Annotated in this window: 22 protein-coding genes; 14 read left to right on the top strand and 8 right to left on the bottom strand. The window is 72.4% G+C overall.

What is annotated here, in order from left to right; all coding sequences use genetic code 11:
- Positions 1-142 precede the first annotated feature (142 nt).
- Positions 143-721 carry a TetR/AcrR family transcriptional regulator gene (locus tag ABZU43_RS07990; RefSeq protein ID WP_355005774.1) on the top strand — a complete coding sequence of 193 codons (579 nt, stop codon included), beginning with the start codon at positions 143-145 and terminating at the stop codon, positions 719-721.
- Between the two features lie 21 nt (positions 722-742).
- Here ABZU43_RS07990 and ABZU43_RS07985 read toward each other — a convergent pair whose 3' ends face one another.
- The 3 genes from ABZU43_RS07985 to ABZU43_RS07975 are packed head-to-tail and all read right to left on the bottom strand — an operon-like array spanning position 743 to position 2,159.
- Complete coding sequence (locus tag ABZU43_RS07985) at positions 743-1,126, bottom strand: type II toxin-antitoxin system death-on-curing family toxin (RefSeq protein WP_355005773.1); 384 nt, start codon at positions 1,124-1,126, stop codon at positions 743-745.
- Entirely contained in the window at positions 1,126-1,326 is a 201-nt protein-coding gene (locus tag ABZU43_RS07980) for a hypothetical protein (RefSeq protein WP_355005772.1), read from the bottom strand. The genes ABZU43_RS07985 and ABZU43_RS07980 overlap by 1 nt, the downstream gene beginning before the upstream one ends.
- A 35-nt stretch (positions 1,327-1,361) precedes the next feature.
- Positions 1,362-2,159, bottom strand: a complete 798-nt coding sequence (locus ABZU43_RS07975; protein ID WP_355006079.1) for a hypothetical protein — start codon at positions 2,157-2,159, stop codon at positions 1,362-1,364.
- A gap of 80 nt (positions 2,160-2,239) precedes the next feature.
- Here ABZU43_RS07975 and ABZU43_RS07970 point away from each other — a divergent pair, with 80 nt between their 5' ends.
- A complete protein-coding gene (locus ABZU43_RS07970; RefSeq protein WP_355005771.1) occupies positions 2,240-3,184 on the top strand; it encodes a Ppx/GppA phosphatase family protein in 945 nt (314 codons plus the stop codon).
- Between the two features lie 75 nt (positions 3,185-3,259).
- The gene (locus tag ABZU43_RS07965; RefSeq protein ID WP_355005770.1) at positions 3,260-4,066 is read left to right on the top strand and encodes a sugar phosphate isomerase/epimerase; all 807 of its coding nucleotides are present in this window, start codon (positions 3,260-3,262) and stop codon (positions 4,064-4,066) included.
- A gap of 29 nt (positions 4,067-4,095) precedes the next feature.
- Here the strand turns inward: ABZU43_RS07965 and ABZU43_RS07960 are convergent, their stop codons facing one another.
- Genes ABZU43_RS07960 through ABZU43_RS07950 form a run of 3 tightly spaced genes read right to left on the bottom strand, consistent with a single transcriptional unit; the run spans position 4,096 to position 6,143 of the window.
- Positions 4,096-4,683 (bottom strand): CGNR zinc finger domain-containing protein, encoded by a 588-nt coding sequence (locus ABZU43_RS07960; RefSeq protein WP_355005769.1) that lies wholly within the window; start codon positions 4,681-4,683, stop codon positions 4,096-4,098.
- 19 nt (positions 4,684-4,702) lie between these two features.
- Positions 4,703-5,869 (bottom strand): glutathionylspermidine synthase family protein, encoded by a 1,167-nt coding sequence (locus tag ABZU43_RS07955; RefSeq protein ID WP_355005768.1) that lies wholly within the window; start codon positions 5,867-5,869, stop codon positions 4,703-4,705.
- Between the two features lies 1 nt (position 5,870).
- Positions 5,871-6,143 (bottom strand): hypothetical protein, encoded by a 273-nt coding sequence (locus ABZU43_RS07950; protein WP_355005767.1) that lies wholly within the window; start codon positions 6,141-6,143, stop codon positions 5,871-5,873.
- Between the two features lie 106 nt (positions 6,144-6,249).
- Here ABZU43_RS07950 and ABZU43_RS07945 point away from each other — a divergent pair, with 106 nt between their 5' ends.
- The 11 genes from ABZU43_RS07945 (at position 6,250) to ABZU43_RS07895 (ending at position 16,793) form a co-directional block, all read left to right on the top strand.
- A complete protein-coding gene (locus ABZU43_RS07945; protein ID WP_355005766.1) occupies positions 6,250-7,170 on the top strand; it encodes a proline dehydrogenase family protein in 921 nt (306 codons plus the stop codon).
- Positions 7,171-7,276: 106 nt separating this feature from the next.
- On the top strand, positions 7,277-8,077 hold the full coding sequence (locus tag ABZU43_RS07940; protein WP_355005765.1) for an alpha/beta hydrolase: 801 nt from the start codon (positions 7,277-7,279) through the stop codon (positions 8,075-8,077).
- Positions 8,070-8,645: a WHG domain-containing protein gene (locus tag ABZU43_RS07935; RefSeq protein ID WP_355005764.1), complete on the top strand. Its 576-nt coding sequence runs from the start codon at positions 8,070-8,072 to the stop codon at positions 8,643-8,645. The genes ABZU43_RS07940 and ABZU43_RS07935 overlap by 8 nt, the downstream gene beginning before the upstream one ends.
- 69 nt (positions 8,646-8,714) lie before the next feature.
- Complete coding sequence (locus ABZU43_RS07930; RefSeq protein WP_355005763.1) at positions 8,715-10,004, top strand: hypothetical protein; 1,290 nt, start codon at positions 8,715-8,717, stop codon at positions 10,002-10,004.
- Between the two features lie 79 nt (positions 10,005-10,083).
- A complete protein-coding gene (locus ABZU43_RS07925; protein WP_355006078.1) occupies positions 10,084-11,439 on the top strand; it encodes an efflux RND transporter periplasmic adaptor subunit in 1,356 nt (451 codons plus the stop codon).
- The gene (locus tag ABZU43_RS07920) at positions 11,436-12,422 is read left to right on the top strand and encodes an ABC transporter ATP-binding protein (RefSeq protein ID WP_355005762.1); all 987 of its coding nucleotides are present in this window, start codon (positions 11,436-11,438) and stop codon (positions 12,420-12,422) included. The genes ABZU43_RS07925 and ABZU43_RS07920 overlap by 4 nt, the downstream gene beginning before the upstream one ends.
- Entirely contained in the window at positions 12,419-13,603 is a 1,185-nt protein-coding gene (locus tag ABZU43_RS07915) for an ABC transporter permease (protein WP_355005761.1), read from the top strand. Before ABZU43_RS07920 ends, ABZU43_RS07915 begins: the two co-directional genes overlap by 4 nt.
- Positions 13,604-13,815: 212 nt before the next feature.
- Positions 13,816-14,025, top strand: coding sequence for a helix-turn-helix domain-containing protein (locus tag ABZU43_RS07910; RefSeq protein WP_007465625.1), 210 nt, complete (start codon positions 13,816-13,818; stop codon positions 14,023-14,025).
- A 270-nt stretch (positions 14,026-14,295) separates the two neighbouring features.
- On the top strand, positions 14,296-14,397 hold the full coding sequence (locus ABZU43_RS07905) for an AURKAIP1/COX24 domain-containing protein (RefSeq protein ID WP_007465623.1): 102 nt from the start codon (positions 14,296-14,298) through the stop codon (positions 14,395-14,397).
- 121 nt (positions 14,398-14,518) lie between these two features.
- Positions 14,519-15,595 (top strand): NAD-dependent epimerase/dehydratase family protein, encoded by a 1,077-nt coding sequence (locus ABZU43_RS07900; RefSeq protein ID WP_355005760.1) that lies wholly within the window; start codon positions 14,519-14,521, stop codon positions 15,593-15,595.
- Positions 15,596-15,911: 316 nt separating this feature from the next.
- Positions 15,912-16,793 (top strand): lysophospholipid acyltransferase family protein, encoded by an 882-nt coding sequence (locus tag ABZU43_RS07895; RefSeq protein WP_355006077.1) that lies wholly within the window; start codon positions 15,912-15,914, stop codon positions 16,791-16,793.
- A 30-nt stretch (positions 16,794-16,823) separates the two neighbouring features.
- On the opposite strand, the gene ABZU43_RS07890 is transcribed toward ABZU43_RS07895, so the two are convergent.
- The gene (locus ABZU43_RS07890) at positions 16,824-17,693 is read right to left on the bottom strand and encodes an HAD-IB family hydrolase (protein ID WP_355005759.1); all 870 of its coding nucleotides are present in this window, start codon (positions 17,691-17,693) and stop codon (positions 16,824-16,826) included.
- 126 nt (positions 17,694-17,819) lie between these two features.
- Positions 17,820-18,689 (bottom strand): DUF5667 domain-containing protein, encoded by an 870-nt coding sequence (locus tag ABZU43_RS07885; protein WP_355005758.1) that lies wholly within the window; start codon positions 18,687-18,689, stop codon positions 17,820-17,822.
- Positions 18,690-18,733: the final 44 nt, after the last annotated feature.

The following is an 18,733-nucleotide window of genomic DNA, read 5'->3' as shown; positions in this document are numbered from 1 at the left end:
CCCCTCGTCCGCGAGGTCGTCGCGAGGCCGTCGTGCCGTAGTCGCGCGGCCCTCGCGGGGTCGCCGGAGCCGAGGGCACTGCCTCCGTAGACGAAGCCGTCTATAGGATCAGGGCTGTCATCAGCAGAACGAGGGAGCACCGATGCCCGCGCCCCGCACTCCGGCCGGCTCGGCCAGGGACCGGATCCTGGACACCGCGTTCCGGCTCTTCTACGCGCACGGGCCGCGCGGCGTGGGGGTGGACACGGTGATCGCCGAGTCGGGCGTGGCCAAGGCGACGCTCTACAAGCACTTCCCGCGCAAGGACGACCTCGTGCTGGCGTACCTCGATCGGGTCGACCAGGCGTGGTTCGGCGCGTTGCGGTCCGCGGCCCGGGATGCCGGCGACGAGCCACGCGACCAACTGGTGGGGATGTTCGACGCGCTGACCGGCGCCTGTCGCCGGGAGGGCTACCACGGCTGCGCGTTCATCAACACCGCGGCCGAGTCGTCCGCCGCTGGGCCGGTGCACGCCCGGACGGTCGAGCACAAGACAGTGGTCCGTGCCTGGGTGACCGAGCTGGCCCGCCGGGCGGGCGCGGCCGACCCGGAACTGCTCGCCCAGCAGCTCACCCTGCTGTTGGACGGCGGGCTCGTCGCCGGGGTGCTGGACGGCGACCCCCTGATCGCCGACGCGGCCCAGCGCAGCGCTCGCACGCTTGTCGACGACGCCCTGCGCTGAGCGACGACCGCCGGACGCGGGTCAGAACAGCTTGCGTAAGGCTGCGGCGATCTCCGCCACCTCCGTGAGGCGGCTCTCGGCCACGCCAATGACCAGGTCGTGCGCGATGTCCTGGTTGGTGTCGTCGAGTTGAGCGATGGTGACGGCGCCGTTCTGGAGCAGGAAGGCGATGGCGACGATCCAGCCGATCCGCTTGTTGCCGTCCACGAACGGATGGTTGTTGACCAGGGAGTGGAGCAGTGCCGCGGCCTTTGTCCACACATCCGGGTAGGCGTCTTCGCCGAACAGGTTGGTCTGTGGCCGAGCTACCGCCGACTCCACCAGCCCGGCGTCCCTGATCCCCACGCCCAGCTTCCGGGCGATGCCCGCCACGTCAGCGAGCGTGGGGTAACGGATTTCCGTCATCACTCCGCCAGGCGAGCGAGCAACGCGGCGTGACGCTCGATGATCTCGTCTGCGAGGCCGCCGAACTCCTTGGCGTTCCGCCGTGCCAGGTAGTCGTCGATCGCGGTGACGATGACGGCGTGCATCGACCGTGCCTCTTCGTCCGCAACGAGACGGAGTCGCCGTTCACGGTCGTCGTCAAGTCGCAGTGTCATGGCCATGCCAAAAATGGTAGCAGGAATGCTACCAAGATCCGCTAGAGTTGGTCGGCCGGGTGCGGGGCGATCATGCCCTGCTTCGTCCTGGTAGCGCACAGCTCGGCCAGCCGCCCGTAGGCGGCAGCGCCGATCAGCGCGGTCAACTCCGGGGCGTACGACAGGTACATCGGCTCGGTGCCGACGTGCGCGTCCGTCGAGGAGGTGCACCACCAGTCCAGGTCGTGCCCGCCGGCTCCCCAGCCCCGCCGGTCGAACTCGGACAGGGTGGAGACCAGCACCTTGCTGTCGTCCGGCCGCTTCACCCAGTCCTGATCGCGGCGGATCGGCAGTTGCCAGCAGACGTCCGGCTTGTATTCCAACGGGTGCACCCCGTCGCGCAGCGCCTGGGCGTGCAGGGCGCAACCGCCACCGCCGGCGAAGTCGGCGTCGTTGAGGAACACGCACGGAGCGTCGGGGCTCTGGGTGGCGGTGCGGCGGGCCGCGTTCTTGCCGTCGATGGTGTCCTCGTCGGTCCAGTTCTTGAACCCGCGCCGGAAGTGCTGCCAGGTCGACGGGGTGAGCCGCCGGACGGCGTTGCGAACCCGCTTCTCGTCGTCCGAGTCGGTGAAGAACGCGCCGTGCGAGCAACACCCGTCGGCGGCCCGGCCGGCGATGATGCCGTGGCAGCCCTTGCCGAAGATGCAGGTCCAGCGGGAGAGCAGCCAGGTCAGGTCGGCCCGGATCAGGTGCGTCTCGTCGGCCGGGTCGGTGAACTCGATCCATTCCCGAGGGAAGTCCAGGGGCACCTCGCGGCTGCGCGGGTCACCCGGGTCGTCCACCAGCACACGGAGCTCCATCGTCACTCGGCCCAGCGTACGCGCGGTGACGTCCGCAGGCCGGTGAGCCGCGCAAACGTGTTGCGCCTACTGTCTTCACCATGCGACTGGGTGTCCTCGACGTCGGATCCAACACGGTGCATCTCCTCGTGGTGGACGCGCACCACGGCGCGCACCCGTGGCCTGCGCACTCCGAGAAGGTGGTGCTCCGGCTGGCCGAGCAGATCGGCCCCGACGGCGAGCTGACCGAGGCGGGCGCCGACGGCCTGGTCAAGGCCGTGGGCATGGCCAAGGCGGCGGCCGCCGGGCTGGAGGCCGCCGACCTGATCGCTTTCGCCACGTCCGCGGTGCGCGACGCCACGAACGCGGCCGAGGTGCTGGCCCGGGTCCGGGACGAGACCGGCGTACGCCTGGCGGTGCTCTCCGGGGCGGACGAGGCGCGGTCGACGTTCCTGGCCGTCCGGCGGTGGTTCGGCTGGTCGGCCGGCCGGCTGCTGGTGCTCGACATCGGTGGCGGCTCGTTGGAGATCGCCGCCGGCATCGACGAGGACCCGGACGTCGCGGTCTCCCTGCCGCTCGGTGCCGGCCGGCTGACCCGCGAGCGGCTGCGGGTCGACCCGGCCAGCGCGGCCCCGCCGTCGGCGGAGGCCGTCGAGAAGCTCCGGGAGTACGTGGACAGCCGGCTGGACAAGGTCGTCGACCAGATCACCCAGGTCGGCTGGGACCGGACGGTGGCCACCTCGAAAACGTTCCGCACGCTGGCCCGACTTGCCGGGGCCGCCCCGTCCGGTGCCGGGCTGTGGGCGCGACGCAGCCTCACCCGGGCCGGTCTGCGGCAGGTGATCGGTTTCATCAGGCACATCCCGCCGGCGCAGTTGATGGAGTTGGAGGGGGTCAGCGCGGGTCGGGCCCACCAGTTGCTGGCCGGTGCCGTGGTCGCCGAGGCGGTGATGCGCCGCCTGGATCTGGACTCGCTGGACATCTGCCCGTGGGCGCTGCGGGAGGGCGTCATCCTCCGTCGACTCGATCAACTGGAGCCGATCTGATCCGGCGGCCGGTTTCGGCCGGTTTGCCGGCGCTCGTCACGATGCCCGCGGCGCTGCCGGGCTACGCTGGCTGATGTGACTTCCCGCGTTCCCGTGCTCCTGTCCAGCTCGTCGGTCTTTCCCGAGCCGACCGCGGCGGCGTTCCAACTGGCCGCGGCGCTCGGCTACGACGGCGTCGAGGTGATGGTCTGGACCGACGTGGTCAGCCAGGACGCGGGTGCGCTGCGCGGCCTCTCCGCGCACTACGACGTGCCGGTGCTCTCGGTGCACGCGCCCTGCCTGCTGGTCACCCAGCGGGTGTGGAGCCCGGACCCGTGGGAGCGCCTGCGCAAGGCCGCCGAGCTGGCCGAGACGCTGGGCGCGCCGACCGTCGTGGTGCACCCACCGTTCACCTGGCAGCGCGACTACGCGCGCAATTTCGCCGAGGGTCTGGCCACCGTCGCGGACCGGTTCACCGGGCTGCGCTTCGCTGTGGAGAACATGTACCCGGTGCGGATGGCGGGCCGGCAGTTCGTCCCGTACGTGCCCGGTTGGGACCCGACCGACGCCGGGTACCCGTCGTACACCCTGGATCTGTCGCACTGCGCGGCCTCGCACAGCGACCCCCTGGAGATGGCCGACCGGATGGGCGCCGGGCTGGCGCACGTGCACCTCGGTGACGGCACCGGCGAGGGCCGCGACGAGCACCTGGTGCCCGGGCGTGGCACCCAGCCCTGCGGGGAGCTGCTCTCCTCGCTGGCTGGCCGGGGTTTCACCGGGGCGGTGGCGGTGGAGGTCGCCACCCGGGGCGCGAAGAGCCGCGCGGTGCGCGAGGCGGACCTGCGCGCCGCGCTGGAGTTCGCCCGCCAGCACCTGACCGCGCCGTCACCTGTCGACGCCTGACCCGCCCGCCCACGATCGGGCGGTGTCGGTCAGCTGACCGGTGAGAGGGAGTCGGTGGCGGAGGTCTGCTGCGGGGCGACGGTCACCTGCTCGCCGACCGCCGCCCGCTTACGGGCCCGGTGCGCGGCGACGTGCGAGCGGGTGGCGCAGCGTTCCGAGCAGAACCGCCGGCAGCAGTTGGACGACGTGTCCAGGTAGACGTTGCCGCACCGCTCGTCGGCGCAGACCCCGAACCGGGCGCTGCCGTACTCGCAGAGCCAGACCGACAGGCCCCAGGCCGCGCCGGCCAGGTATTCGGCGCTGACCGAGGCACCCCGGCTGGTGACGTGCATGTGCCAGTCGCTGGAGTCGTGCCCGGAGATGCGCGGCTGCACCGGGAACGCCTCGAGCAGCGCGTTCAGCTCGGTGACCGCCTGGGCGTCCCGCCCCGAGGTGCCGTACTCGAAGACGTCGCGCAACCGTTTCTGCGCCCGGCGGAAGATCGCCACGTCCCGGTCCGCGACCTCGTCGCGCATCCAGGCGTTCTCGTCGGGGAAGAGGGCCCGCAGGTCGTCGAGGTCGTCCAGGCGGGCGTTGACCAGGTCAACGCCGGTCCGGGCGTACGCGTCGAAGTTCACACCCCCAACGGTAGACGACTCAGCGGGTGCGCGGCGCGTCGATGTAGTGCGGCAGGAACCGCGCGTAGCCGTCAGTGATCAGACTGGCGCTCTCCCGCACGCCCACGCCCGCCGACTCGCCGTCGACGATCCAGCTGCCCAGAACCATCCGGTTGCCGGCGAACTGCGGCAACGCCCGGAACTCCTGGTAACACCAGCCCTCGTCGCCGTAGATCCCCGGGTTGGTGATCTCCTCATCGGCGGTGACGATGCGTACCGAACCGCCTTCGCGGCCGAGCAGCGGCTTGGCGACGTACTCCGTCATGCCGCGCGGCGAGTCGAGGTACGCCGGGAGCAGGAGCTCGTGGCCGGGGTACAGCTCCCAGAGGACAGCGAGCAGTGCCTTGTTGGAGAGCAGCAGTTTCCAGGCCGGCTCGATCCAGGTGGTCGGGGTGCCCGGGGCCAGGGCCGCCGGCCCGTACGGCTCGGCCAGCATCCACTCCCACGGGTAGAGCTTGAAGCAGGTGGTCACCGGGCGATCGTCGGCGTCGACGAAGCGTCGGCCGTCCCAGCCGATCTCCTGGATGGGTTGGAGCTCGACGCTCAGACCGGCCTGCCGGGCGGTCTCGGCGAGGTAGCCGGCGGTCATGTGGTCCTCGCCGGACTCCTCCTCGTTCGACCAGAGCACGTGCACCAGGGGGTCGTGCAGCCCCGCACCGATCTTGGCCCAGGCGCCGACCAGTCGCTCGTGCAGGCTGTTCCACTGGTCCAGCTCCGGCCGGGTCTGCTCCAGCCAGTACCACTGGATGATGCTCGCCTCGACAAGCGCGGTGGGGGTGTCCGCGTTGTACTCCAACATCTTCGGAGGCCAGGTGCCGTCGTACGCGAGGTCGAAGCGCCCGTACAGGGTCGGTGGCGCCTCCCGCAGCGACCGGGCCACCGCCTCGGCCGCCCACTCCGGGATGCCGAACTCGGCGTACCGGCGCTGCGTCACCACGTGCTCGGCGGCGGCCACCGACATCCGGTGCAGCTCCTCGGTGGCCTCCTCCAGCCGCAGCACCTCGTCCAGGTCGAACGCGTACGCGGCGGTCTCGTCCCAATACGACATGATCCCGCCGTCGGGCAGCTCGGTGTCGACGTAGACCAGACCCTGCGACCGGATGGTGGCGTCCCAGTCGGGGCGCGGCGTGACCGTCTCGCGGCGCACGTCAGCCGCCGCAGGAGGCGAGGTGGGTGCCGAATCCACCGCGTTCGGGCAGGGCGGCGGTGGTCGGCTCCGGGGCGGAGCGACCGGCGGCCGGGTCGCTGACCCGCATCGCCAGCGCGACGGTGCCGCCGCCGCCGACCGGCCCGAGGGCGCAGTCGTCGTCATCGTCGTCGTCCGAGGTCATGTTGCAGCCGGAGAGAGCGAGCGCGAGAGCGGTGAGCGCGCCGAGCTGCACGGAGGCCGAGCGGAGTCGGCGGCGGGGGCGTTGTTCCACGGCATCGTTGTAGCCGATCGACGCCACCGCCGCCGCCCCGCCCCCGGGTCGAGGTGGCCCGGCCGCCCCTCGGCGAAGCCCCTCGCAGGGGCGTTACGCTCGGCTCATGCTCCGTTCCGTCATCCTCGCCGCCTCCCGGTCATCCCAGGTCGAGCGGCTCGTCGCGACTGCCCCGTACACCCGGGACGTCGTCCGCCGGTTCGTCGCCGGCGCCGCCACCGACGACGCGTTGCGCGCGACCCGCGGGCTCGTCGACGACGGCCTCGCGGTCACCCTCGACCACCTCGGTGAGGACACCGTCCGCCCCGAGCAGGCCACCGCCACCCGGGACGAATACCTGAAACTGCTGAGGATGCTCGGTGCCGCTGGGCTCACCCCGGCCGCCGAGGTGAGCGTGAAGCTCTCCGCCCTCGGCCAGATGTTCGACGAGCAGTTGGCGTACGACAACGCGCGGGCGATCTGCGCGGCGGCCGACGCGGCGGGCACCACTGTCACCCTGGACATGGAGGACCACACCACCACCGACTCGACGTTGGAGGTGCTGAGCCGGCTGCGCAAGGACTTCCCGTCGACCGGCGCGGTGCTCCAGGCGTACCTGCGGCGGACCGAGTCGGACTGCCGGGAGCTCTCCTCGGCCGGGTCCCGGGTGCGGCTGTGCAAGGGCGCCTACAAGGAGCCGGAGTCGGTGGCGTACCAGTCGGCCCGTGAGGTGGACAAGTCGTACGTGCGCTGCATGAACATCCTGATGTCCGGCGACGGTTACCCGATGCTGGCCACCCACGACCCGCGGATGATCGCCATCGGTGAGGACCGGGCCCGGTGGTTCGACAGGGGTCCCGAGCGCTTCGAGTTCCAGATGCTCTACGGCATCCGCCCCGAGGAGCAGGCCCGGTTGGCCGGCGAGGGCTACACGGTGCGCACCTACGTCCCGTACGGCGACGAGTGGTACGGCTACCTGATGCGCCGGCTCGCCGAGCGCCCCGCCAACCTGGTCTTCTTCGGCCGTGCCCTGATCTCCAAGAAGTAGTTCCCCCGGTTCGGCCGACGGGCCGGCGGTGATCCCTCGGGTCACTGCCGGCCCGTTTCGGGTATCCGGCTTGCCAACCTTGGCTAAGCAGCTTAGCTTTAAGGCTATGACAGCTAGCCAGGTGCGGCGGGACGGTGGACACATCGCGTACGAGGCGCGGGGCGAGGGGCCGTTGGTGGTCCTCGCGCACGGCATGGGCGAGAACAGGGCGAGCTTCCGGCACCTCGTGCCGCTACTGGTGGCCGCCGGTCACCGGGTCGCCTCGGTCGACGTCCGGGGGCACGGCGAGTCCAGCGCCGGCTGGCCCACGTACGCCCCGGCGGCGGTCGGCGCGGACCTGCTGGCCGTGGTCCGCGACCTCGACGCTGGTCCGGCCGTGCTGGTCGGCAGCTCGTCCGCCGCGGCGGCGGTGGTCTTCGCCGCCACCGACGCACCCGAACTGGTCACCGGCATCGTGCAGATCGGCGCGTTCGTCGGTCAGCCGAAGCTCAACCCGCTGCTGCGGATGGCGATGTGGTCGGTGCTGCACAGCCCTCGACTGTTCGGGATGTTCCACAACACCCTCTTCCCGGTGCACCGGCCCGTCGACGACGCGGCGTACCGCCGCTCGATGGTGGCCAACCTGCGCGAGCCCGGTCGGATGGCCGCGACGCGCGGCGTGATCGCACCGGCCGAGCCGCACTGGACCGCCCGTGCCCCGCAGGTGCGGCAACCGGTGCTGGTGCTGATGGGCTCCAAGGACCCGGACTTCCCCGACCCGGGAGCCGAGGCGCGGGCCGCCCGGCGGCTCTTCGGCACCGCCGAAGCTCGGATGATCGAGGAGTCCGGCCACTACCCGCACGCCGACCGGCCGCAACGCACCGCCGAGGAACTGCTCGGCTTCCTGGCGGTGTGCGCCGGTGCCTAGGGTCGGCCTCAACCAGCAGACCGTCGTACGGGAGGCGGCCCGGCTGGCCGACGAGGTCGGCTTCGAGCAGCTCACCCTCGCCGCGCTCGCCAGCCGGCTCGGCGTGGCGCTGCCCAGCCTCTACAAGCACGTACGGGGGGCGGACGCGTTGACCCAGAAACTGGCCGCCCTGGCGACCGCCGAACTGGCCACCGAAATGACCACCGCCGCCGTCGGCCGCTCCGGTGGCGACGCGCTCCGGGCCATGGCGGACGCCTACCGTGGCTACGCCCTCCGGCACCCCGGCCGCTACCCGACCACCCAGCGGGTGCCGGACCCGGCCGACCCGGAACACGTCGAGGCCGGCGAACGGGCCGTCGGTGCCGTCTTCGCGGTGCTGCGCGGGTACGGGCTCACCGGCGACGACGCGGTGGACGCGACCCGCGCGCTGCGCAGCGCCCTGCACGGCTTCGTGACCCTGGAGGCCGCCGGCGGCTTCGGTCTGCCCCGTGACGTCGACCGCTCGTACCACCAGTTGGTCGCGAGCATGGACATCTCGTTCCGCTCGTGGCCGCGCACCGGCGGGTGAACGAGCCACCGGGCCGATCGGTCCGGGGCGGCCTCGCCGCGTCCAGGTAGTGGTCGTACCCTTCGGCGGGTGACTGACGAGGTGCAGCAGCCAGCACCGCGGCGGCTCTGGCCGCTGTGGACGGTGCTCGTGGTGGTCGTCCTGCTGCTGGGCTGCGGCCTGCCGGCGGCGCTCGTCGTCGGAGTGATCCGGGAGACAGGCTCGCGCGCCACTGTCAGCCGGGTCGGCGCCTCGGCGGCCGACGACCCGGCCACCGCCGTGGCCCGGGGGCTGTCCGACCGGATCACCGCCCAGCTCCACCGGCAGTCAGCGGCACTCCTGGGCGGCGACCGCGCCGGGTTCCTCGCTGTCGCCGATCCCGCCGCCCACAACGACCTGCGCCGACGCTTCGCCGCACTGCGCGAGCTCAAGGTGACCGGCTGGCGGGCGGAGCCGAGTGGCCTGCCCGTGCCGATCATCGGCAAGCCCGGCGAGTGGCGGCTGCTGGTGCGCTTCCAGTACTGCTTCGTCACGCCGAACTGCCGGCCCAGCCCGGTGTTGATCGGCACGCGGTGGCGGGAGAACGGCGACCAGCCCCGGATGGTCGCCATGGAGGAATCCAAGTCGGTGGAGACCGGCACCCGACCGTGGGAGATCAGCAACCTGGCGGTCGCCATCGGCGCGCGGACCATCGTCGCCACCACCCCGGCCCTGCGCGGCAAGCTGCCCGGCCTGCTCGCGCAGGCGGAGGCGGCGGCGAAGGTCGCCGACGGGTACGCGGTGACCGGCTCACCTCCGGACCGGTACCGGATCTTCTACGCGGGGCGCACCGAGTGGCAACGCTGGTACGGCGGGGAACGTCCGGAATGGACCGGCGGTTACGCGGTGACGGTGGGCGGCGGCCACCACGAGGTGGTGCTCAACGCCGAAGGGCTCACCAACAGCGGCACCGACGACCTGCTGCGGCACGAGCTGACCCACGCGGCGTCGCTGCCGGAGCGCGGCTACCCGGGCAAGCTCACCTGGTGGTTGGTCGAGGGCCTGGCCGAGTTCGCCGGTGCCGGCGGTCAGGCGGTCGACCGGTACGAGGGGATCGCCGACGTGCGCAAGATGGTCCGGGGCGGCTGGGACGGCAAGTTGGAGGGCGTCAACCCCGCCGACGACGCCTCCGCCGAACGGGTCGCCGCCAGCTACGGCATCGGCTACCTGGCCGTTCGGCACCTCGTCGACAGGTACGGGCCGCTGCGGCTGCTCACCTTCTTCAAGACCGTGGTGCACGACGGCAGGACCATCGAGGCGGCCTCCGAGAAGGCGTTCGGTGAGCAGTGGTCGACGCTGCACGACGAGTGCGTGGCGTACGTCCGCGCCACCGCCGCCTGACGCAGCTCGCAGGTGGTGCGGCGGTGCGCCGTACCATCGATGGGTGCGCCGTTCCCAGTCGTCACGGCCCGCCAGCACCATGCGGCCCCGCCTGCTCATCGCCCTGACCGCCGTCGTCGTCCTCACCGCCACCACCGCCGCCTCCTGCGGCGACGGAGGCCCCGATCTCGCGCTGGCGTCGGCCACCCGGAACCCGGTCACCGAGGTGATCGACGCACCCGCCACGGTCACCGCCCGCGCCGCCGCCACCCTCACCGCTCCCGCCGACGGCACCCTCTCCAGCCTGCGCGTCCAACCCGGACAGCGGGTCAAGCGCGGTCAGGTGCTGGCGGTGGTCGACTCGCCGAGCGCGCAACAGCGTCTCCGTCAGGCCAAGGAGGCGCTGGCCGCCGCGAAGCGCGCCGGCCGAGGCGTCGGCGCGGGCAGCCTGACCAGCAGCCGGCGTGGCACCGACAAGGCCGCCGACGAGGCGTTCGACGCGGCCCGCAAGGCGGCCGAGAAGATCGCCGACCCGCAACTGCGCGACGCGCTGCTCACCCAGGTGACGTCCGCGCAACGCCAGTACGCTGCCGCCGCGCGCAGCGCCGACCAGGCGGTCCGCTCCGTGCAGCGGGGGATCAACGGGTTGAGTTCCGCCGTCGGCGCGCTCTCCGCGGCGCAACGGCTCCAGGCCCAGCAGGCGTACGACCTGGCGAAGGCGACAGTCGACGCGCTGACCCTGCGCGCCCCGATCGCCGGGGTGGTGCAGCCCGGCGGCACCCGGGCCGGCGGTGGGGCGAATGCTGGTCTGGCCGGGCTGTTGGAGCAGGCCGGTGGTGCGCAGGCGGCCGGCCTCGACCCGTCCGTGCTGGCCCCCAGCCAGGGTGGGCCGCCCCCCGGCGTGGACGACGACGTCGCGGTCGGTGGTCAGGTCACCGCCGGCACCCCGGTGCTGACCGTTGTCGACACCGGGCAGTTGGGTCTGCTCGCCGAGGTGGACGAGACCGACGTGCTGCTGGTCAAGGCCGGCGTGCCGGCCACCGTCGAGTTGGACGCCGTCACCGGCGCCAGCTACGACGCGGTCGTCCGCTCGGTCGACGTGCTGCCCACCAACTCCGCGCAGGGCGGCGTCACCTACCGGGTCCGCCTGGCGCTGGGCGCCGGAAAGCTGGCCGAGGACGAGCCCGCTCCGATGCCCCGCCCCGGCATGAACGCGATCGTGCACCTGCGGGTACGCGAGGCCGTCGACGCGGTGACGGTCCCCGCGTCGGCGGTGTTCTCCGCCGACGGCCGGGACGCGGTCTGGGTGGTCCGTGACGGCAAGGCGGGCCGGGCGTCGGTGACCGTTGGCGTCCAGGGGTCCGACCTGGTGCAGATCCTCAACGGCGTGCAGCCCGGCGACCGGATCGTGGTGCGCGGCGCCGACCAGGTCCGCGACGGCCAGGAAGTCCGGTGAGCGCACCCGCAGTCGCGGATCCGCGCGGCGATCCGCCGGCAGGGGAGCGCGTTCCGGCGATCGAGGCGGTGGACGTGTCCCGGACGTACCAGCTCGACGGGGTGTCGGTGGAGGCGCTGCGCGGGGTGTCGCTCACCGTGCAGCCGGGGGACTACGTGGCCCTGGTCGGCCCGTCCGGCTCGGGCAAGTCCACCCTCATGCACCTCCTAGGCGGGCTGGACCGGCCCACCGGTGGCCGTCTGGTGATCGGCGGACGCGACGTCAACGCCCTCGCCCCACCGGAGATGGCGACCCTGCGCAACGAGACCATCGGCTTCGTCTTCCAGGCGTTCCATCTGTTGCCGCGTACCTCGGCGGTGGAGAACGTGGCGTTGCCTCTGGTCTACCGGGGAGTCCCGGCCCGGCAGCGGCGGGAGCGGGCCGCGGCGATGCTGGGCCGGGTCGGCCTCGGGCACCGGCTGGACCACCGGCCCAACCAGATGTCCGGCGGTGAGCAGCAGCGAGTGGCGATCGCCCGCGCGCTGGTCACCGAGCCGACGGTGCTGCTGGCCGACGAACCCACGGGCAACCTGGACAGTGCCACCGGCGCTGCCGTGCTGGGGCTGTTGGAACAACTGAACGTGGAGTCGGGGGTGGCCCTGGTGATGGTCACCCACGATCAGGAGGTGGCAGCCCGCGCCCATCGTCGGATCACCATGCGCGACGGGGTGGTGGTGGCGGACAGCGGCGACCCGCGCTCCGGTCATGATCGACCGCCGTCCGTTGATCACGGTCGACCTGCGACACTGGTCCCCGCTCCCAGCGCGGAGCCCCGGTCCGCGTCCGGAAGCGGTCCGGGGCACCCGTCCGGTGGCTCCGGTGGCGCCGCCGGAGCCACCGGGCGCCTTCCGCGCGAGGTCGAGCGGCCCGAGGCCGACCCGGGCGAGGCGCGTGAGAGCGCTGCGGGCGCGCGCGGGGTCGAGCGGCCCGGAGGTACGGCGTGAGAGTCGCCGAGGCGTGGCGGGTGGCGCTGGACGCCCTGCGGGCCAACCGGATGCGTAGCGCGCTGACGATGCTCGGGGTGATCATCGGGGTGGCCTCGGTGGTGCTGCTGGTGGCGATCGGCACCGGCACCAAGCAGAAGGTCGAGCAACAGGTCGAAGGGCTCGGCTCCAACCTGTTGCTGGTCGTCCCCGGCCGCATCGAGGTGGGCAACGCGCCAGTCGTCTCGCCGCTGACCCTCAAGGACGTGGACGCCGTCACCCGGGTGGTCGGCGACCCCGATCGGGTGGCGGTCACCGTCGCCTCGGGGGCGACCGCGCGGGCCGGCGCCCGTTCCGACTTCACCACCGTGCAGGGCGTCCTGGAGACGACCCCGGCGGTGTTCACCCGTTCGCTGGCGCGGGGACGTTACCTCACCGGCACCGACGTGGACACCAGCCGCCGGGTGGCGGTGCTCGGTGACTCGGTCGCCCGTGCGCTCTTCCCCGACCGGGACCCGCTCGGCCAGCAGGTGGCGCTGGCCGGGGTGCGGTTCCGGGTGATCGGTGTCTTCGCGCCCCTCGGGCAGAGCCTCGGCGTCGACCGGGACGACGAGGTGCACGTGCCGGTGACCGCCGCGCAACGACTCTGGGGCACCCAGCGGGTCGACGGCATCGCGGTGAAGGCGCCGGACCGGGAGCGGATCGACGAGCTGGGCGAACGGATCGTCGCCGAGCTGAACCGCCGCCACCCGGACACCGAGTTCAGCGCCGTCACCCAGCAGCAGATCCTCGGCGTGCTCGGCGACATCCTCGGTGTCCTCACCGGTGTGCTGGCGGCCATCGCCGGCATCTCGCTGCTCGTCGGCGGGGTGGGCGTCTCCAACATCATGCTGGTCAGCGTCCGGGAGCGGACCCGGGAGATCGGGCTGCGCAAGGCCGTCGGGGCCCGTCCCCGCGACATCGGGGTGCAGTTCCTGCTGGAGGCGGTGCTGCTCACCACGATCGGCGGGTTGACCGGGATGGCGCTGGGCGTGGGCAGCGCCCTGCTTGTCGACGCGCTGTCGCCGATCCCGGCGGCGATCACCTGGTGGTCGTTGGCGCTCGCCTTCGGGGTTTCGGCGGTGGTGGGCATCGTCTTCGGGGTGGTTCCCGCGCAGCGCGCCGGCCGTCTCGACCCGGTGGTCGCGCTGCGCACCGAATGAGCGGCAAAGGAACAACCGGACGACGGACGCGGACGGGCGGATACCGGGAGCACGGATCGGGTGAACCGGCCACCTGAGCATGATCAGTTGCAGGAAGGGATCGCGCCGGTCACAACCGCCCCGCTACCGTACTGGTAACACGCGCGTCGTCGGCCCGGCCCGGAGCATCCGTCGGGTTGGCACGCGCCGGGCATGGGATGGGTCGGTGAGCCATGGCCGGGTCACAGTCCGACGGACGGCTGTCGGAGGTCAAGTTCCTGACCGTTGCGGAGGTGGCGACGGTCATGCGGGTGTCGAAGATGACCGTCTATCGCCTTGTGCACAGCGGTGAGCTCACCGCCGTCCGGGTCGGTCGGTCATTCCGGGTGCCCGAGCATGCGGTGCACGAATATCTCCGGGGTGCCTTTCAGGAGACCGCCTGAGCCACCGCCTCACCCTCCGATCGTCGGTTGACCGGCGTCGGTGGGCGTGAGGAGTCAGCTCGCGCGTCCTGCGGTCGTGCGCCAGAGGCGGCTGCGGCGGGGGCGCGTTGGTCCGGCTGAGGCCCTGCGGCTACCCTGGAACCCGACCGAGACCCCACCGGTGCGCCCCGCCGCCCAGACTGGTCCGGTCCGTTGTCCGCAAGCGGTCGCCGTCGCCACCTGCGTGGTGTCATCCGGTCCGCCCCGCACGTTGTATCGAAAGGCTGTCGTATGGGCTCGGTGGTCAAGAAGCGCCGTAAGCGCATGGCTAAGAAGAAGCACCGCAAGCTGCTGCGCAAGACCCGCGTCCAGCGTCGCCGTCTCGGCAAGTGATCGCCGCCGGGCTCAGGCCCGGCGTTCGGCGTCACTTGCCAAACTGTCGACTTCCGGAGGCTCAGGTGATCAGGCCGTGGTCGTCCCGGCTCGGTCCATCCTGCCGGCGTAGGTGCGTCAGATGACCCCCGGTGGCACCTCAGGTGCTCCGGGGGTCGTCGTCGTCACCGGAGTGGGTCGTTACCTGGGAGCCCACGTGGCGGCCCGACTGGCCGCCGACCCACGCATCGAACGAGTCATCGGGGTCGACGCACCGGACTCCGGCATCGAGTTCACCGACCTGCTGGACCGGGTCGAACGGATCCGCGTCGACAACGGTTCCCTCGGTGGCCTCCTCGCCGACCTGGACGTCGACGCGGTGGTGCACCTCGCGCTCGTCACCTCACCCGACCCGCAGCACGGCGGCCGGTCCGGGATGAAGGACCAGAACGTCATCGGCAGCATGCAGATGCTCGCCGCCTGCCAGCGGGCGCCGCGACTGCGCAAGCTCGTGGTCCGCTCGTCGACCGCCGCCTACGGGGTGTCGTTCCGGGACCCGGCGGTCTTCACCGAGGAGACCGAACCCCGCGAGGTGCCGCGCGGCGGTTTCGGCCGCGACATCCTCGACCTTGAGGGGTACGTGCGCGGCTTCCGCCGCCGTCGGTCCGACGTCACCGCGACGGTGCTGCGCTTCGCCCCGTTCATCGGCTCGACCGCGGACACCACGCTGACCCGCTACTTCTCGCAGCCGTTCGTGCCGACCGTCTTCGGCCGTGACCCCCGCCTGCAGTTCCTGCACTTCGACGACGCGTTGGAGGTGCTGCACCGGTCGATCGTGGAGGACCATCCCGGCACCTACAACGTCGCCGGCCCCGGCGTGCTGTCGCTCTCCCAGGCGATCCGGCGCGCCGGCCGGGTCGCCGTGCCGGTGCTGGAGCCGGGTCTCTCCGGGGCCGCCGCGCTGGCCCGCACCATGGGCTTCGGCCGCTACGGCCTGGACCAGGTCGACCTCTTCGTGCACGGCCGGGTGGTCGACACCAGCCGGCTCGAGCAGGAGTACGGCTTCACGCCCCGGTCGACAGCCGCGGCGTTCGAGGATTTCATCCGGGCCCACCACGGTGGGGTGGTGGTCACCCGGGATCAGCTGGCCGCCGCCGAGCAACTCGTCCTGGACGGCATCCGGCAGGTGCGCTCAGCGGTCCGGGAGCGGTCATCATGAGCGCGAGGAGCGAGCCGGTCTTGCGAGCCCCGCAGTCGCGAACCGAGGCGGCATCATGAGCGGCTTCGAGGAGGGGCGCGACCCGCAGTCGGTCGGGCGTTTTGACGTACCCGAGCAGATGCCCGCTCCGGACGCGGAGCCGGCGCGGCGCAACGGACATCGACCGGCCGCGCAGGCCGCGCAGGCCGCGCCGACCCCGGCCGCACCGCCGGCCTCGACCGCACCTCCGGCCCCGACCCCGAGTACACCGCCGGCCCCGGCTCCGGCCGCACCGCCGGCCCCAGCTCCGACTCCGGCCGACGGGGTCGACGGTGGGTTGTCCGGCGGCACCGAGTCGGCGGTGTCGGACCGGCCCGGGGACCACTGGGACCGCAAGGTCGCGAACGGGTTGGCGTTCCTGCGCCGGCGGCTCTCCGGTGACTACGAGGTCGACGAATTCGGGTTCGACTCGGAGCTGACCGACGCGGTCTTCCACCCGCTGCTGCGGCTGCTCCACCGCGACTGGTTCCGCACCGAGGTCAGTGGGGTGGAGCACGTCCCGGTGGACGGGCCCGCGCTCGTGGTCGGCAACCACTCCGGGACTGTGGCACTGGACGCGCTGATCCTCTCGGCGGCGCTGCACGACAAGCATCCCGCCCACCGCTACCTGCGGCTGCTCGGCGCCGACCTGGTCTTCCGGATGCCGGTGGTCTCTGAGTTGGCCCGCAAGACCGGCGGCACCGTGGCCTGCAACCCGGACGCCGAGCGGCTGCTCAGCGGCGGCGATCTGGTCGGTGTGTTCCCCGAGGGCTTCAAGGGCATTGGCAAGCTCTACGCGGACCGGTACAAGCTGCAACGCTTCGGGCGGGGCGGGTTCGTCTCGGCGGCACTGCGTACCGGAACCCCGATCGTGCCCGTCGCCATCGTCGGCGGCGAGGAGATCTACCCGATGCTCGCCGACATCAAGCCCCTGGCGCGGCTGCTGAAGCTGCCCTACTTCCCGGTCACGCCGACGTTCCCGCTGCTCGGCCCGCTGGGCATGGTGCCGCTACCCAGTAAGTGGCTGATCGAGTTCTGCCCGCCGATCCCCACCGCCCACCTGACCGACTCGGCGGACGACCCGCTGGTGGTCTTCAACCTCGCCGACCAGGTGCGGGAGACCATCCAGCAGACCCTGCACACGCTGCTGGAGCGACGGCCCGACCCGTTCGGCCCCTGAACCAGCCGGCGCGCGACGTGTCGCGTGAGGTCAGCCGGCTCGGCGGCGGCGCTGGAGGGCCAGGCCGGCGGTGACCGCGCCCGCGACCAGCCCGGCGGCCGCCGTCGACGGTACGGCGATCTTGGCAGCCCGGCGACCGCTGCGGAAGTCCCGCACCTCCCAGCCGTGCTGGCGGGCCTGCCGCAGCAGGGTGCCGTCCGGGTTGACTGCCACCGCCCGGCCCACCGCGCGGAGCAGCGGCAGGTCGTTCGCCGAATCGCTGTAGGCCGCGCAGCGGGACAGGTCGAGCCCTTCCACGGCGGCGAGCTGGGTGACCGCCTCAGCCTTGGCCGGCCCGTGCATCAGGTCACCCACCAACCGTCCGGTGTACGCCCCGTCCAGCACCTCGGCCACAGTGCCGATGGCACCGGTCAGGCCGAGCCGGGCGGCGATCACCCGGCCGATCTCGACGGGGGCGGCGCTGACCAGCCAGACCCGCTGACCGCCGTCCAGGTGACGCTGCGCGAGCTGGTGGGTGCCGGCCCAGATCCGGGGGGCCATCATCTCGTCGAAGATCTCCTCGGCGAGGTGTTCGACCTCGTTGACCCGCCAGCCCTGCACGAAGGCCAGCGCGGCCTCCTTGGCCAGTGACATGTCACCGGCGTGCTCCCGGGCCAGCAGCCGGAAGCGGAGCTGCTGCCAGGCGAATCGGGCCAGGTCGGCGGTCGTCACGTAGTTTCGGGAGGCGAGCCCACGGGCGAACCAGTAGATCGACGCGCCCTGCATCATCGTGTTGTCCACGTCGAAGAACGCCGCGGCGCTCGGATCGGGTGCGCTGACCGGGGCCAGGTCGGTCTCCGCCCAGGCTGCGGTGTGCCCCTCGGCGTCGGTGCTGACCGTCACCTTACGGCTGCGCGCCACGCGAATCCCTTCCTCACCGGTACGACGGATGCTCCCCCGCGAGCGTATCCGCCGTAGACGGGCGACCGGCCGGGCACACAGCGAACTGTGGCGCGGCCGGTCGGACGTGCGGTATGGGGACGCGGGTCAGCGGGCCCCGGGGCAGGTGTTCGGGTTCGGCCCGAGGGCGTCGCTGGCGGTCGGTGCCGGCAGGCCGCAGGCGATCGCAGCGCGCAGGTCGTCCGAGCGTTCCCGGATGCTGTCCAGCAACACCAGCGACCGCTGGGTCCGTTCCCGGTCGACCCGGGTGCTCCCGTCGAGCAGACCACGTACGGCCCGGCGCTGGCTCGACACGAAGGTGTTGAGAGTGTCCAGGCTGCCCGGCTCGGCCCGCTGCACGGCGGCGGAGGTCAGCAGGCGAACTCCCTGCCGGCTGTCGGCGTCCATGTCGTCGAGGACCGCGCTGTAGCCGATCCGGTCGCCGCGCAGCTTGGCGGCTTCGCCGACTCTGGTCCGGGCGAAGTCCAGGAAGAGTTGGCCTCTGCTGATGTCGGAGCTGGCCAGGGCGAGCTGTGCCCGTTCGGTGGAGCGCTTCATGCCGTACAGCGCGTCACCGGGCACCGCGTTCTCGCTGGCGGCGGAGATTCCGGAGACGGCGATGGCCCCGGCGGCGATGCCGACCAGGATCGCGCCCCGGGCTCGGGCCCGCCGTGCGGTGACCGCCGGCAGCAGCCGCCCGCGGGTGGTGGTGGCGGCCGGTTCGCTGACCGCCGCCGGCGTGCTGCCCAGCCCTTCCCGCTCGGCGGTTGCGAGCAGCATCGCCCGCAGGCCGGTACGGAAGTCCTGGTCCACCTCGACAGCCGGGGGGTCGACGCTGAGCCGCTGACCCACTGCGACGAGCGGCGCCAGTTGGCCGTCCACCCGGGATCGCACGTGGTGTCGTCGAGCGCCGTTGGCCTCGTCGAGAAGCTGCGCGAAGCGCTCCGCGCGCCGGCGGGAGAAGAGGGTGTTGTCCACCGCAGGCACCTCCTCTCGCTGGTCACGGCCGGTCGGCCGCCGTC

It is taken from the genome of Micromonospora sp. NPDC005205 (assembly GCF_040608275.1).
Taxonomy (GTDB): Bacteria; Actinomycetota; Actinomycetes; order Mycobacteriales; family Micromonosporaceae; genus Micromonospora.
The sequence above is the reverse complement of the archived record's forward strand: the minus strand, read 5'-3'. Positions and strand labels throughout refer to the sequence as shown.